Below are 14,530 nucleotides of genomic sequence, written 5' to 3'. Positions count from 1 at the left end.
GCCGCCGCGGCGGGCGACGAGCGCGCCGTCGCCGCGGCCGAGCACGGCCGCGCGTACATGGAAGAGGTCGTCCGCACGCCCGAGGTCACGCGGCGCCTCGCCCTGCTGTGGGACCCGCCCGCACCGGCCACCCGCGGGCGGCGCGCCCGGCTCACGCTCGACGACGTCGTCCGCGCCGGCATCGCCGTCGCCCAGGAGGGTGGCCTCGACGCCCTGTCCATGCGCCGCGTCGCGACCGAGCTCGGCGTGGGCGCGATGTCGCTGTACACGTACGTCCCGGGACGCACCGAGCTCGTCGACCTCATGGTCGACCGTGCGTACGCCGAGCTCGACCTCCCGGCCGCCGGCGACCCGTGGCGCCCCGCGCTCGCGCACCACGCGCGCGAGATGTGGAACCTGTACCTGCGCCACCCCTGGATCCTGCAGACCAACATGTGGCGCGCGCCCCTCGCACCCCACGTCCTCGACGCGCAGGAGGCGGGGCTGCGGACGATCGTCGACACCGGCCTGTCCGAGGTCCAGGTCGTGGAGATCCTCGGGCTCGTCGAGAACTACGTGCAGGGGCTGGCGCGCGCGACGATCGCGGAGTCCGCCGAGCAGGACGCCACGGGCGTGGGCAGCGACGAGTACTGGACCACGATGAGCAGCTTCTGGGTCGACTGGTTCGACGTCGACCGGTACCCGACCATGACGCGCATCTACGTCGCCGGCGGGTTCGACGCGCCCCAGATGTCGTTCGAGGCGAGCCTCGAACGACTCCTCGACGCGATCGAGATGGCCATCGACCGGGCGAACGACGACCCCTCGTCCAGCGGCTGACGAGCGCGCGCCGCCCTGGCAGGATCGAGCCATGGATCCCCGCGCCGGCACGCCCGCCCAGCCCAGCGACCTCATCGACGTCGACGCCGTCGTCAGCGCCTACTACGACCTCGCCCCCGACGTGGACGACCCCGCGCAGAAGGTCGTCTTCGGCACGTCGGGCCACCGCGGCTCGAGCCTCGACCACGCCTTCAACGAGGCGCACATCGTCGCGATCACCGCCGCGATCGTCGAGTACCGGCGCTCCCAGGGCACCGACGGCCCGCTGTTCATCGGCCGCGACACCCACGCGCTGTCCCTCCCGGCGTGGCAGACGGCGCTCGAGGTGCTCGTCGCCGCGGGCGTCGAGACGTTCGTCGACGCGCGCGACTCGTTCACGCCGACGCCCGCCGTCTCGCAGTCGATCCTCCTGCACAACGGCGCCGCGACCGCCGAGGGCGTGCGCACGTCAGGGCCCGGCCTCGCCGACGGGATCGTCGTCACGCCGTCGCACAACCCGCCGCGCGACGGCGGCTTCAAGTACAACCCGCCGCACGGCGGCCCCGCCGGGTCCGAGGCCACCGGCTGGATCGCCGACCGCGCCAACGAGATCCTGCGCTCGGGCGTCGCGAGCGTGCGCCGCGTGCCGCTCGCGGAGGCCCTCGGCTCGGAGCGCGTGCACCGCCACGACTTCCTCACGACGTACGTCGACGACCTCGCGAACGTGCTCGACCTCGACGCGATCCGCGAGGCCGGCGTGCGCGTCGGCGCCGACCCGCTCGGCGGCGCGTCCGTCGAGTACTGGGGCGAGATCGGCGAGCGGTACGGGCTCGACCTCACGGTCGTCAACCCGCAGGTCGACCCGCGCTGGTCGTTCATGACGCTCGACTGGGACGGCAAGATCCGCATGGACTGCTCGTCGCCGTACGCGATGGCCTCGCTCGTGGAGCGCATGACGGGCACGGGCGAGCAGGCGCCGTTCGACGTCGCGACGGGCAACGACGCCGACTCCGACCGTCACGGCATCGTCACGCCCGACGGCGGCCTGATGAACCCGAACCACTACCTCGCCGTGGCGATCGAGTACCTCTACGGCGGCGCCCGGGGCGGCTGGCGCGACGACGCGGCGATCGGCAAGACGCTCGTGTCCTCGGCGCTCATCGACCGCGTCGCCGGCGGGCTCGGCCGCCGCCTCGTCGAGGTGCCCGTCGGGTTCAAGTGGTTCGTGCCCGGCCTGCTCGACGGGTCCGTCGGGTTCGGCGGCGAGGAGTCCGCCGGGGCGTCGTTCCTGCGCAAGGACGGCCGCGTCTGGTCGACCGACAAGGACGGCCTGCTCCTCGCGCTGCTCGCGTCCGAGATCATCGCGACGACCGGGAAGTCGCCGTCCGAGCACCACCGTGCGCTCGTCGAGCGGTACGGCGAGTCCTGGTACGCGCGCGTCGACGCGCCCGCGACCCTCGAGGAGAAGGCGACCCTCGGCAAGCTCTCGCCCGAGCAGGTCACCGCGACCGAGCTCGCCGGCGAGGAGATCACCGCGAAGCTCACGAACGCGCCGGGCAACGACGCCGCGATCGGCGGCCTCAAGGTGACGACCGAGAACGCGTGGTTCGCCGCCCGGCCGTCGGGCACGGAGAACGTCTACAAGATCTACGCCGAGTCGTTCGTCTCCGAGCAGCACCTGCAGCAGGTCCAGGCCGAGGCCAAGGACGTCGTCTCCGCCGCGCTCGGCGGCTGACCCGGCCCGCCGAGGGCTCAGCCCGACGCCTGGCGCGCCTCCCACGTCTCCGTCGCGACACGTTGGGCGTCGCGCAGGGCGCGGGCCGGGTCGACGCCCTTGGGGCACACCTGCGTGCAGGCACCGATCTGGATGCACGGCCACGCGCCGAGCTCGGTGTCGAGCACGTCCGCGCGCGCGAGCTCGCCGCCGTCGCGCGAGTCCTCGTCCCAGCGCCGCGCCGTCGCGACGACGGCCGGGCCGAGGAAGTCCGGCGCCGCGTCGAGCTGTGGGCACGCCGCGTAGCACAGCATGCAGTCGATGCACTGCGCGAAGTCGCGGAACGCCGCGAGCTCGCCGGGCGCCTGGAGGCTGCCCGACGACGGCGTTGCGTCGTCGGCGAGCGGGAGCCGTGTCGCGCCGTCGGGCACGAGCCACGGCTTCACCGTGGCGAGCTTGCCGACGAACGTGTCGGTGTCGACGACGAGGTCGCGCAGCACCTGGGCGTGCGCGAGCGGCTCCACGACGAGACCCGACGCGCGGTAGCCGCGCACGAACGTCTCGCACCCCAGCACGGGGCGGCCGTTCACCATGACGCCGCACGAGCCGCAGACGGCCATCTTGCACGACCACCGGAAGGTCAGCGTCGGGTCGGCGTGGTCCTTGACCCACTGCAGCGCGTCGAGCACGGACGTGCGGTCGTCGAACGGCACGTCGAACACGTCGCGCCGCGCTGCGCCGTCGGGCTCCTGGCGCGCGACCTCCAGCTGCACCGTCTGCTCGCTCACGCGTCCCCTCCCCCGGCCGACAACGACGTCGATGTCGTCATCGGCCGCATCCCGGCGGCAAGCTCGTGCTCGGCGCCCGGCGGGGCGCCGACCGGCACGTGCGCGATGGTCATCGCGCCGTCGGCGCCGAGCGTCGCGAGCGAGTGGAGCGGCGCGTCGCCGGCGTCTCGGAAGTCGAGGCGCTGGTGCGCGCCGCGCGACTCCTCGCGCGCGAGCGCCCCGGCGACCGCGGCGTGCGCGACGAGCAGCGTCGCGCCGAGCTCGACGGTCGACGCCCAGTCCGTGTTGAGCACCGTGCTCGTGTCCGCGACGTGCACGTCGGCGTACCGCTCGCGCAGCGCCTCGACGGTCTCGAGCGCGCGCCGCAGGCCGTCGGCGTCGCGGAAGATCCCGACATCGGCGTCGAGCACGCGGCCCAGCTCCGCGCGGATCGCGGCGGGCGGCTCGGTACCGCGGCCCCGCATCGCGAGGTACTGCTCGGCGGAGTCGGCGGCACGGTCGACGACGGACGGGTCGACGTCCGCCCCCGCGCCGGCGAACCTGTTCACGAACCCGGTCTCTCGCGCCCGCGCGAGCGCCAGCGCCCCCGCTGCCCGCCCGACGACGAGCGTCTCCACGAGCGAGTTCGACCCGAGTCGGTTCGCCCCGTGCAGGCCGGTGGATGCGCACTCTCCCGCGGCGAACAGCCCACCAATCTCCGTCGCTCCCCGCGCGTCGGTGCGGACGCCGCCCATCGTGTAGTGCGCCGTCGGGCGGACGGGCACGGGCTCGAGCGCCGGGTCGACGCCCGCGAACTGCTTCGCGAGGCTCGCCACGAGCGGCAGGCGCTCGGCGTTCCGGTCGCGCCCGAGGTGGCGCAGGTCGAGGTGCACGACGCCGCCGTCGGGCGTCGGGATCGTGCGCCCGGCACGGTCGGCGTGCCAGAACGCCTGGGAGATGCGGTCGCGCGGGCCGAGCTCCATGGTGCGCGGCACCGGCTCGCCCACGGGGGTCTCCGGCCCGAGCCCGTAGTCCGCGAGGTAGCGCCGCCCCTCGGCGTCGAGCAGCACGCCGCCCTCGCCGCGCGCCGCCTCGGTGAGGAGGATCCCGCTGCCCGGCAGACCTGTGGGGTGGAACTGGAGCAGCTCGAGGTCGCGCAACGGCACGCCCGCGCGCAGCGCCATCGCCATGCCGTCGCCCGTGACGATGCCCGCGTTCGTGCTCGTGCCCCACGCGCGGGCCGCGCCACCGGTCGCGAGCACCACGGCGGGCGCGGCGATCAGCAGCGGCTCGCCGCGGTGCTGGTCGTGCACGACGACGCCCCGCACCTGCCGGGCCGACGTCCCCGCGTCGCCGGTGACCACGAGGTCGAGCACGTGGTGCTCGTCGTACCGGCGGATCACCCCGCCGTCGTCGGAGTGCCGCAGCGACGTCTGGAACAGGGTGTGCAGCAGGTGGAAGCCGCTCCGGTCGGCGGCGAACCACGTGCGGGGCCGGCTCATCCCGCCGAACCGGCGGACGGCGACGTGCCCGTCGTCCGCGCGGCTCCACGGCATGCCGTACCGCTCGAGTCGCCACAGCTCGCCCGCGGCGCGCTCGACGACGAACCGGACGGCGTCCTCCTCGCACAGGCCCGCGCCGCCCGTGAGCGTGTCCGCGACGTGCTGCTCGAGCGAGTCGTCGTCGCCCACGACCCCGGCCGCGCCGCCCTCGGCCGCGACCGTGTGCGAGCGCATCGGGTAGACCTTCGACACGAGTGCGACGACGGGCCGGTCCCCACCGTCCGCGGCCGCCTCGCGCTCGGCCGTCTCCGCGACCGCGAGCGCCGCGCTCAGCCCGGCCGCGCCCCCGCCCACGACGACGACGTCCGCGTGCTCCACGCGCAGACGCGTCACCGGCGGGCCCCGGGAACGTGCGCGGCCACGGGCAGGGAGACGCTCGTCATACCGGAAGGCTCCCCGGGGCGGGCGCGGCGCGCAACGGTCGAACGTCCCGACGTCGCGCTGGCCGCGTCAGCGCCGCACGAGGTCCTGGTACTCGGCGTGGCGCTCGACGTACGCCTTGACGAACGGGCACAGCGCGACGACGCCCTGCCCGGACTCCCGCACCTGGTCCAGCGCCCCGGCGACGAGCGCCGAGCCGACGCCCTGGCCCTCGAACGCCGGGTCGACCTCCGTGTGCGTGAAGACCACCGCGCCGTCCTGACGCACGTACTCGGCGAACCCGGCGACGGTCCCGTCGGGCAGGCGCGCCTCGAACCGGTCCTCCACCTCGACGACGTCGACCGCCTGCGGGTCCGTGTGCTGGCTCATGCCGTCATCGTCCCCGATCAGCCCGCCCGGTGCGACACTATGCCCGTGGCGCACGACCCCTCCCCGGAACCTGACGCACCGGAGGGCGACGCTCCCCGCGACGCCCCGGCGTCGCGCAACCCCTACCGCGACGTCCTGGCCGTGCCCGGCGCGTGGAAGTTCTCCGCGGCCGCGCTCGTGGCCCGGCTGCCGATCTCGATGGTGGGCATCGGAACGATCCTCATGGTCCAGGGCATCTACGGGGAGTACGCGCTCGCGGGCCGCGTGGCCGCGGTGCTCGTGGTCGTGCAGGCGATCTGCTCGCCGCAGATCGCCCGGCTCGTGGACCGCAAGGGCCAGCGTGCGGTCATGCTGCCGCTGCTCGGCGCGACGGTGGTCGGGCTCGGGGCTCTCATCGCCTGCGCCACCGTGCGCGCGCCGGAATGGGCGCTGTACGCCGCCGCCGTCGTCGCGGGCGCGACGCAGGGCTCCTACGGGTCGATGGTCCGGGCGCGCTGGACGCACGCCGTGCACGACGCGCGGCGCCTGCACACCGCGTACTCGCTCGAGGCGGCGCTCGACGAGCTCGTGTTCGTCGTCGGCCCCGCGCTCGCGACCGTGCTCGCGACCCTCGTGGCGCCGTCGGCCGGGCTCGTCGTGCCGCTCGTCGCGGTGACGGTCGGGGGCCTGTGGTTCCTGTCGCAGCGCGCCACCGAGCCGCCGCCGTTCACCGTCGAGCCGGGGGTGCGCACGCGCTCCGCGATGCGCGCGCCCGGCATGGTCGTGCTCGCCCTCGTCTTCGTCGCGATGGGCGTGGTGTTCGGCGGGACCGACGTCGCCACCGTCGCGTTCGCCGAGGAGCACGGCGCCCCCGCCGTGGCCGGGCTGATCCTCGGCGTCTTCGCGCTCGGGTCGTGCATCTCCGGCCTCGCGTACGGCGCGCGGACGTGGGTCTCGCCGCTGTGGCGCCGGTTCGTCATCGGCATCGTCGCGCTCGGCGCCGGGGTCAGCCTCTTCCTCGTCGTCACGTCGCTGCCCGTGCTCGCGGCGGTGATGTTCGTGACCGGGTTCGCGATCGCGCCGACGCTCATCAACGGCAACGGGCTCGTGCAGAACCTCGTGGCGCCGCACCAGCTCACCGAGGGCCTGGCGTGGGTCGGCACGTCGCTCGGCGTCGGGGTGTCGATCGGGTCGTCGGTCGCCGGGTCGCGGATCGACGCGTCCGGGGCGCACGCGGGCTTCGAGGTCGTCGTCGCGGCGGGCGTGCTCGCCGTCGTGCTCGCGGTCGCGGCGCTGCGCACGCTGCGCCGGCGCGCCGTCCGGGAGGACGTCACTCCGGCGCACTGACCTCGGGGGCGTCGCGCAGGTGGGCCCGCTCGCCGTCGTGGTCGAAGATCGTGAGGATCTCGACCGGCCCGCCGTGCGCCCCGAAGGAGTGCGGCACCATCGTGGAGAACTCGGCCGCCTGCCCCTCGTGGACGAGGATGCGGCGCTCCGCGAGGTACAGGCACGCGGTGCCCGAGAGCACGGTGAACCACTCGTGGCCGGGGTGCACGCGCAGGCGGTCGGGGCCCGTGGGGTGCTCGGGCGTGAAGCGCATCTTGGCGACCGTCTTGCCCCCGCGCTCGCGCGACAGCAGCCACGTCGTCACGCCCTCGCGGTTGCTGGGCTCGGGCCGGATGACGACGTCCTCGTCGTCGACGGGCTCGACGAGCTGGTCGAGCGTCGTGCCGAGCGCCCGCGCCAGCGGGACGAGCTGGTCGAGCGCGATCCGGCGGCCGCCCGTCTCGATGCGGCTGAGCGTCGACGGGCTCAGGTAGCAGCGCGCCGCGAGCGCGTCGAGCGTCCAGCCGCGCGCGAGGCGCAGCCCGCGGATGCGCTGGCGGACGACCGCGTCGAGATCCAGTTCTTGCGTCATGCGCAAAAGTGTATGCCCGCGGCGCACCGACGGCGTACGGTCGGACCATGACCGCGCACGAGCACACCCGACACCACGAGCACGCCCGACCTCACGCGCACACCGGCACCCACGCGCACCACCAGAGCCACGGGCACCACCAGCCCTCCCCCGAGGACGTGGCCGCGTGGCTCGAGCTGCTCGACCTGGACGCCGCCGTCTTCGCCGACCTCCTCGGCGACGTGGTCGGCAGGGTCGCCGCCCTCGCCCCCGCGACCACCCGCACGGTGCTCGACCTCGGCGCGGGCACCGGGACGGGCACGGTCGCGCTCGCGCTCGCGTTCCCCGACGCCGAGGTCGTCGCGGTCGACAGCTCGGCGACGATGCTCGACCGCGTCGCGCGCGCCGCCGCGGAGGCGGGCGTCGCCGACCGCGTGCGCACCGTCGAGGCCGACCTCGACGTCGCGTGGCCGGCCGCTACGAAGCAGGTCGGCGCCGGGCAGGCCGACGTCGTGTGGGCGTCCGCGTCGCTGCACCACGTGGCCGACCCGGCCCGGGTGCTGCGCGACGCCCACGACGCGCTGATGCCCGGCGGACTCGTCGCGGTCGTCGAGATCACCGGCTCCGCGCCCGTCCTCCCGCCCACCGCCGGGCGCCCCGGGCTCGGCGACCGCCTGGCCGCCGCGACCGTCCACGCCGGCTGGAACCGCTACCCCGACTGGACGCCGTACCTCGAGGAGGCCGGGTTCGAGTCCGTCGAGCGCACGGAGCACCAGGACACGGCCGCACCCGGCCCGACGACGGCCCGCTGGGCCCGCGTCACGCTCGAGCGCCTGCACGAGCACCTCGCCCCGCACCTCGACCCCGAGGACCTCGCGGCGGTCGCGGCGCTGCTCGACGACCCCGCCTTCCCGACGGGCGTGTCCGCCCGGGCCGGACGCATCCTGTGGTCGGCGCGCCGACCGGCGGTCACCCGCACCTCCTGACCCGCGGAACGCGACCCTCCGCACCCAGCCCTCCCGCATCCCTCTCCGTACCCCGGATCCCTTCGCACCCCCCGAGGAGCGCCATGACCTCCCCCAGCACCACGACCGCCGCCGGCACCTACGACGTCGCGATCGTCGGCGGCGGGCCCGCCGGCCTGTCGGCGGCGGTGACGCTCGCGCGCTCGCTGCGCTCCGTCGTCGTCATCGACGCCGGAGAGTTCCGCAACGCGCCCGCCGAGGGCGCGCACAACCTCCTCGGCCGCGAGGGCGTGCCGCCGCACGAGCTCCTCGCGGCCGGACGGCGCGAGGCGACCGGCTACGGCGCCGAGATCCGCCCGGGCCGGGCCGTCGCGGCCCGGCGCGTCGAGGACGGGTTCGAGCTCGACGTCGTCCCGGCCGACCCGGCGGGAGCGGACGGCGTGGGCGCGTCGACCGTCCGCGCGCGCCGCCTGCTCCTCGCGAGCGGCCTCGTCGACGAGCTGCCCGACGTGCCCGGCGTGCGCGAGCTCTGGGGCCGCGACGTGCTCCACTGCCCGTACTGCCACGGCTACGAGGTGCGCGGGCGCCGGATCGGCGTGCTCGCGACCAGCACGAACGCCATCCACCAGGCGCTGCTGCTGCGCCAGCTCAGCGACGATGTGACGATCTTCCTCCACACCGCCCCCGAGCCGGAGGACGCGGCCTGGGAGCAGCTCGCGGCGCTCGGCGTGCGCGTGGTCGAGGGCCGGGTCGCGCGCCTCGCGGTCGACGACAGCTCCCGGCTGGCGGGCGTCGTCCTCGAGGACGGCACGACGATCGACGTCGACGCCGTCGCCGTCGCGCCCTACCTCGTCGCGCGCGGCGAGCTGTTCGAGCAGCTCGGCGGGACGCTCGACGACCACGCCGTGGGCGGGCGCTACGTGCCGGCCGACGCGCGCGGCGCGACGCCGCTGCCGGGCGTGTGGGCGGCGGGGAACTCCAGCGACCTCGCGGCCATGGTCGGCGCGGCGGCCGCCGCCGGCGTCATGGCGGGCGCCCAGATCAACGCCGAGCTCGTCCACGAGGACGTCGCCCGCGCGGTCGAGCGGCGCCGGTCCCCGTACTCCGCCGCGCGGTGACGTGACGCACGAGACGCCCGTCGGGCCTCGCCTCGCGCTGCACGCGCGCGGACCGGGGAGCACGATGGACGGCGAACCGTCCCCGCTCGTGGAGGTACGTCATGCCGTTCGGAATCGGCCGCTCCCCGCAGGACATGCGTGACCGCACGGTCGCGGACCTGCTCGTCGCGCAGCTCATCGAGGCGGGGGTGCGCCGGATCTACGGCATCGTCGGCGACAGCCTCAACCCCATCGTGGACGCGGTGCGCCGCTCGAACGCCGGCGACAACGCGGGCAAGGGCATCGAGTGGGTGCACGTGCGCCACGAGGAGGCCGCCGCGTTCGCAGCCGCCGGCGAGGCCGAGGTCACGGGCGACCTCGCGGTGTGCGCGGGCTCGTGCGGGCCGGGCAACCTCCACCTCATCAACGGCCTGTACGACGCCAACCGCTCGCGCGTGCCCGTGCTCGCCATCGCGAGCCACATCCCGAGCAAGCAGATCGGCACCGGCTTCTTCCAGGAGACGCACCCCGACCGTCTCTTCACGGAGTGCTCCGTGTACTCGGAGATGATCTCGAGCGCCGAGCAGGCGCCGCGCGTCATCAACTCCGCGATCCACCACGCGTTCGCCGGTCCGGGCGTCTCCGTGCTGACCCTGCCCGGCGACGTCGCGGACCTCGACGCCCCCGCGGCCGTCCCCGACGTCGCCACGCGCCCCGCGCGCCCGCGCGTCGTCCCGGACCCGCAGTCCGTGCAGGAGCTCGCCGAGGCGATCGACGCGGCGAAGAAGGTGACGATCTTCGCCGGCGCGGGCGTGCGCGGGGCGCGCGACGACGTCCTCGCGCTCGCCGACAAGATCGCCGCGCCCGTGGGCCACTCGCTGCGCGGCAAGGAGTTCATCCAGTACGACAACCCGTTCGACGTCGGCATGTCGGGCCTCCTCGGCTACGGCGCGTGCTTCGACGCGATGCACGACTGCGACCTGCTCCTGCTGCTCGGCACCGACTTCCCCTACGACCAGTTCCTCCCGGCCGAGGTCCGCACCGCGCAGGTCGACGTCGAGCCCGCCCACCTCGGACGGCGCACCCGGCTCGACCTCGCGGTCGTCGGCGACGTCGGCGAGACGGTGCGCGCCCTCCTGCCGCTCGTGACGAAGGCGCGGTCGCGCCGGTTCCTCGACCAGATGCGTGCCAAGCACGAGAAGGTGATGACCGGCGTCGTCGGCGCGTACACGAAGAAGGTCGAGCGCACGACGCCCATCCACCCCGAGTACGTCGCCGACACGCTCGACCAGGTCGCGGGCGACGACGCCGTCTTCACCGTCGACACGGGCATGTGCAACGTCTGGGCCGCGCGCTACATCACGCCGAGCCCGGGGCGGCGCATCGTCGGGTCGTTCCTGCACGGGTCGATGGCCAACGCGGTCCCCCACGCCATCGGGATCGCGGCGGCCTCGCGCGACGCGGGCCACGACCGCCAGGTCGTCGCCATGGCCGGCGACGGCGGCCTGTCGATGCTGCTCGGCGAGCTCATCACGCTCAAGCACTACGACCTGCCGGTGAAGGTCGTGCTGTTCGACAACGCGAGCCTCGGCATGGTGCGCCTCGAGATGCTCGTCGACGGCCTGCCGATGTTCGGCACCGAGTCGCCGTCCGTCGACTACGCGGCCGTCGCGGAGGCGATCGGCATCCCGGCCGTGCGCGTCGAGAAGCCGAAGGACGTGCGCCGCGCGCTCGAGGACGCGCTGCACCGCCCCGGCCCGGCGCTCGTCGACGTCGTGACGGACCCGCGCGCGCTGTCCATCCCGCCGAACATCACCGCGGGGCAGGTGCGCGGGTTCGCCGTCGCGATGAGCAAGGAGATCCTCGGCGGCGGCATGGGCGAGGTCGTGTCCATGGCCCGCGCCAACCTGCGCAACGTGCCGCGCCCGTGAGCGACGACCCGACGCTCGCCGACGTCCGCGAGACCGCGCGCGAGGTCTTCGGCTACGACCGGCTGCGACCGGGCCAGGCCGACGCGATCGCCGCGCTCCTCGAGGGTCGCGACGTGCTCCTCGTCCTGCCGACGGGCGCGGGCAAGTCCGCGGTCTACCAGCTGCCGGGCCTCGAGCTGCCCGGGCCGACGCTCGTCGTCTCGCCGCTCATCGCGCTCCAGCAGGACCAGGTGCGCGCGCTCGGCGAGCTGGGCGACGGCGACGCCGCCGCGGCCGCCGTGAGCTCGGCCGTGCCCGTCGCGGAGCGGCGCCGGGCGCTCGAGGCGGCGGCCGCCGGCGAGCTCGAGTTCCTCTTCCTGTCGCCCGAGCAGCTCGCGAACGACGAGGTCCTCGACGCCGTGCGCGCCGCGCGCCCGAGCCTCGTGGCCGTCGACGAGGCGCACTGCGTCTCCGTGTGGGGGCACGACTTCCGGCCCGAGTACCTGCGGCTCGGCGAGCGCATCGACACGCTCGACCCGCGCCCGCGCGTCATCGCCCTCACCGCGACCGCGGCCCCGCCGGTGCGCGAGGACGTCGCGGCCCGGCTGCACCTGCGCGACGCCGCGGTGATCGTGCGCGGGTTCGCCCGCCCGGGCATCGCGCTGGAGGTCGTGCGCGCGGTCGAGGACGCCGACAAGCGGCGCGCGGTCGTCGAGCGCGTGCGGCAGGAGGCGGAGAACGGCGTCGGCATCGTCTACGTCGCGACGCGCCGGCACACGACCGAGCTGGCGGAGGCGCTCGCCGACGCGAGCACCGGGAGGGCCCTGCGCGTCGCCGAGTACCACGGCGGCATGCGGCGCGCCGACCGCGAGGAGGCCCAGCGACGGTTCACCGAGGACGAGGTCGACGTCGTCGTCGCGACGTCGGCGTTCGGCATGGGCATCGACAAGCCGGACGTGCGGTTCGTCGTGCACGCCGACGTGCCGGGCTCCCCGGACGGCTACTACCAGGAGGTCGGCCGCGCGGGCCGCGACGGCGAGCCCGCGGTAGCCGTGCTGTTCTACCGGCCCGAGGACCTCGGGCTGCAGCGGTACTTCCGCGTCGCGGTCCCCGGGCGCGACGACGTGCTGGAGGTGGCCCGCGCGCTGCGGCGCGCCGAGGCCGCCGAGAGCGCGGAGGGTGACGACGCAGAGGGCGGCGGCACGGCGGACGACGTCGCGGGGTCGCGCCTCCCCCGCCGCCTCGCGCGCCTGCGCGCGCTCGTCACGGACGCACGGGCGCTGCTGGGGCCCGACGCGCGGCCGGCCGCCGTCGCCGACGCCGCGGTCGAGCTCGCCGAGGAGCGGCGCCGCATGGAGGACTCCCGGCTCGAGATGATGCGGGGGTACGCGGAGACGACGCAGTGCCGCCGCCAGTTCCTCCTCGCCTACCTCGGCGAGGAGCTCGCGGAGCCGTGCGGACGCTGCGACACGTGCTGGGCCGGGACCGCCGCCGAGCAGGCGCTCGACGACGGGGACGTGCCGTTCGCCGTCGGCTCCACGGTGCGCCACGACGAGTTCGGCGAGGGCACGGTCATGGGCTACGAGGGCGGCGGTGAGGGCATGCACTCGCGGGTCACCGTGCTGTTCGCGTCGCACGGCTACCGGACGCTCAGCCTCGACGCCGTCGCGCAGCACGACCTCCTCGACCCGGCATGACGTCGCGCCGCACCGGGACGACGCGCCGGTCCGCCGGCGTCACGCTCGTCGTGCCGGTGCTCGACGACGCCGCCCACCTCGACCGGCTGCTGCGCTCGGTCGCCGCGCAGACGCGCGCGCCCGACGCCGTGGTCGTCGTCGACAACGGGTCGCGGGACGACGGCGTCGCCGTCGCGCGCGCGCACGGGGCGACGGTGCTGCACGAGCCGCGGCGCGGCATCTGGCCGGCGGCGGCGCGGGGCTACGACGCCGCCCGCACCGAGGTCGTCGCGCGCTGCGACGCCGACACCGTGCTGCCCCCCACCTGGGTGGAGCACGTCGCCGCCCGCTTCGGTGCCGAGCCGGACCTCGCCGCGCTCACCGGCCCCGCTGACTTCGCCGGCGTGCACCGCGCGCTCGGGCACCTCGGCGGGTCGCTCTACCTCGGCGCGTACTTCCTGCTCGTCGGCGCGCTCGTGCGCGGCACCGCGCTGTTCGGCTCCAACCTCGCGATGCGGGCGGACGTGTGGCGTGCGGTCCGTGACGAGGTGCACGACGACGTCCCGTCGATCCACGACGACATGGACCTCAGCTACCACGTGCGCGGTCGCGGGCGCGTCGAGCGTGACGCGGCGCTGCGCGTGACCGTCTCCGGCCGCCCGCTCGTGAGCCTGCGCGGCATCGCGGCGCGCGGGGCGTGGGGCGCGCGCACCTCGATGCTGCACGCGCCGGGGCTCGGCCCGCGGGTGGGACGCCGCTGGGCGGGCCGTGACGGGGCCGTGCCGACGGTCCGTGGCCTTCCCGGCAACCACCGATGGTGAGTGCTCCCCATCCGCTTTCCCCACAGGGGTTCCCCCAGGCCAGGCGCGTCACGGTAGGGTGAGCGCGCCTTCACGACAACTCCACACGCCGCCCAAGGGAACCTCCATGCTCGTCTTCGTCGTCATCGGTCTCGCCGGCCTCGCCCTCCTGCTGCTCTCGCTGCTCGTGGGGGAGATCGTCGACATCGCCGACGGCGCGCTGTCGGGGACCTCGCTCGGCGTCGGGGGCGTCGTCTTCGGCGCGGTCGGCGCGATCGTCACCGTCAACGACCTGCCCACCTGGCTCGCCTACGCCGGCTCCCTCGCCCTGGCCGCGGTCGTCGTGCTCCTCGTCCAGCTGCTCGTGCGCCGTCTGCGCGACTCCGAGGACGGCGTCGCGGTGTCGCTCGTGGGCGTGCAGGGCACCGCCACGACCGCCATCGACCCGTCGTCCGGCGAGGTCTCGCTCGACGCCGCGCACGAGCTCGAGCGCCGGCTCGCGTGGTCCGAGGAGCCCATCCCCGCCGGGGCGCGCGTCGTCGTCCTCGAGCAGTCCGGCAGCAAGGTGCGCGTGCGCCGCCACTTCGCCGACGACTGAGTCTCGGCCGGTCGGCC

The 14,530-nt window shown here is 75.3% G+C and carries 13 protein-coding genes; 9 read left to right on the top strand and 4 right to left on the bottom strand.

What is annotated here, in order from left to right; genetic code table 11:
- Together JZ5iCDA_RS04430 and pgm are read left to right on the top strand one after the other, a co-directional pair.
- Positions 1 to 819: TetR/AcrR family transcriptional regulator (locus tag JZ5iCDA_RS04430; RefSeq protein ID WP_139122950.1), on the top strand; the 819-nt coding region annotated here is incomplete at its 5' end.
- 31 nt (positions 820 to 850) lie between these two features.
- Positions 851 to 2,533: a phosphoglucomutase (alpha-D-glucose-1,6-bisphosphate-dependent) gene (gene pgm / locus JZ5iCDA_RS04425; RefSeq protein WP_069386051.1), complete on the top strand. Its 1,683-nt coding sequence runs from the start codon at positions 851 to 853 to the stop codon at positions 2,531 to 2,533.
- A 17-nt stretch (positions 2,534 to 2,550) separates the two neighbouring features.
- On the opposite strand, the gene JZ5iCDA_RS04420 is transcribed toward pgm, so the two are convergent.
- From JZ5iCDA_RS04420 to JZ5iCDA_RS04410, 3 genes are all read right to left on the bottom strand, one after another.
- Positions 2,551 to 3,300 (bottom strand): 2Fe-2S iron-sulfur cluster-binding protein, encoded by a 750-nt coding sequence (locus tag JZ5iCDA_RS04420; RefSeq protein WP_069386050.1) that lies wholly within the window; start codon positions 3,298 to 3,300, stop codon positions 2,551 to 2,553.
- On the bottom strand, positions 3,297 to 5,159 hold the full coding sequence (locus JZ5iCDA_RS04415) for an FAD-binding protein (RefSeq protein ID WP_171905294.1): 1,863 nt from the start codon (positions 5,157 to 5,159) through the stop codon (positions 3,297 to 3,299). Before JZ5iCDA_RS04415 ends, JZ5iCDA_RS04420 begins: the two co-directional genes overlap by 4 nt.
- A gap of 132 nt (positions 5,160 to 5,291) precedes the next feature.
- Complete coding sequence (locus tag JZ5iCDA_RS04410) at positions 5,292 to 5,591, bottom strand: GNAT family N-acetyltransferase (RefSeq protein WP_069386048.1); 300 nt, start codon at positions 5,589 to 5,591, stop codon at positions 5,292 to 5,294.
- 45 nt (positions 5,592 to 5,636) lie between these two features.
- On the opposite strand from JZ5iCDA_RS04410, the gene JZ5iCDA_RS04405 reads away from it, so the two are divergent.
- The gene (locus tag JZ5iCDA_RS04405) at positions 5,637 to 6,917 is read left to right on the top strand and encodes an MFS transporter (protein WP_436967385.1); all 1,281 of its coding nucleotides are present in this window, start codon (positions 5,637 to 5,639) and stop codon (positions 6,915 to 6,917) included.
- Here the strand turns inward: JZ5iCDA_RS04405 and JZ5iCDA_RS04400 are convergent.
- A complete protein-coding gene (locus JZ5iCDA_RS04400) occupies positions 6,901 to 7,488 on the bottom strand; it encodes a helix-turn-helix domain-containing protein (RefSeq protein WP_069386047.1) in 588 nt (195 codons plus the stop codon). The genes JZ5iCDA_RS04405 and JZ5iCDA_RS04400 overlap by 17 nt on opposite strands.
- A gap of 47 nt (positions 7,489 to 7,535) precedes the next feature.
- On the opposite strand from JZ5iCDA_RS04400, the gene JZ5iCDA_RS04395 reads away from it, so the two are divergent.
- The 6 genes from JZ5iCDA_RS04395 (at position 7,536) to JZ5iCDA_RS04370 (ending at position 14,513) form a co-directional block, all read left to right on the top strand.
- A complete protein-coding gene (locus JZ5iCDA_RS04395; RefSeq protein WP_069386046.1) occupies positions 7,536 to 8,453 on the top strand; it encodes a class I SAM-dependent methyltransferase in 918 nt (305 codons plus the stop codon).
- An 83-nt stretch (positions 8,454 to 8,536) separates the two neighbouring features.
- A complete protein-coding gene (locus tag JZ5iCDA_RS04390; protein WP_069386045.1) occupies positions 8,537 to 9,550 on the top strand; it encodes an NAD(P)/FAD-dependent oxidoreductase in 1,014 nt (337 codons plus the stop codon).
- Between the two features lie 101 nt (positions 9,551 to 9,651).
- Positions 9,652 to 11,460, top strand: coding sequence for a pyruvate dehydrogenase (locus JZ5iCDA_RS04385; protein ID WP_253181948.1), 1,809 nt, complete (start codon positions 9,652 to 9,654; stop codon positions 11,458 to 11,460).
- Entirely contained in the window at positions 11,457 to 13,136 is a 1,680-nt protein-coding gene (locus JZ5iCDA_RS04380) for a RecQ family ATP-dependent DNA helicase (RefSeq protein ID WP_069386044.1), read from the top strand. Before JZ5iCDA_RS04385 ends, JZ5iCDA_RS04380 begins: the two co-directional genes overlap by 4 nt.
- Complete coding sequence (locus tag JZ5iCDA_RS04375; RefSeq protein WP_069386043.1) at positions 13,133 to 13,936, top strand: glycosyltransferase family 2 protein; 804 nt, start codon at positions 13,133 to 13,135, stop codon at positions 13,934 to 13,936. The genes JZ5iCDA_RS04380 and JZ5iCDA_RS04375 overlap by 4 nt, the downstream gene beginning before the upstream one ends.
- Positions 13,937 to 14,042: 106 nt before the next feature.
- Positions 14,043 to 14,513 (top strand): NfeD family protein, encoded by a 471-nt coding sequence (locus JZ5iCDA_RS04370; RefSeq protein ID WP_069386042.1) that lies wholly within the window; start codon positions 14,043 to 14,045, stop codon positions 14,511 to 14,513.
- Positions 14,514 to 14,530 lie beyond the last annotated feature (17 nt).

Source organism: Cellulosimicrobium cellulans (genome assembly GCF_001722485.1).
GTDB lineage: Bacteria > Actinomycetota > Actinomycetes > Actinomycetales > Cellulomonadaceae > Cellulosimicrobium > Cellulosimicrobium cellulans_A.
The sequence above is the reverse complement of the archived record's forward strand: the minus strand, read 5'-3'. Positions and strand labels throughout refer to the sequence as shown.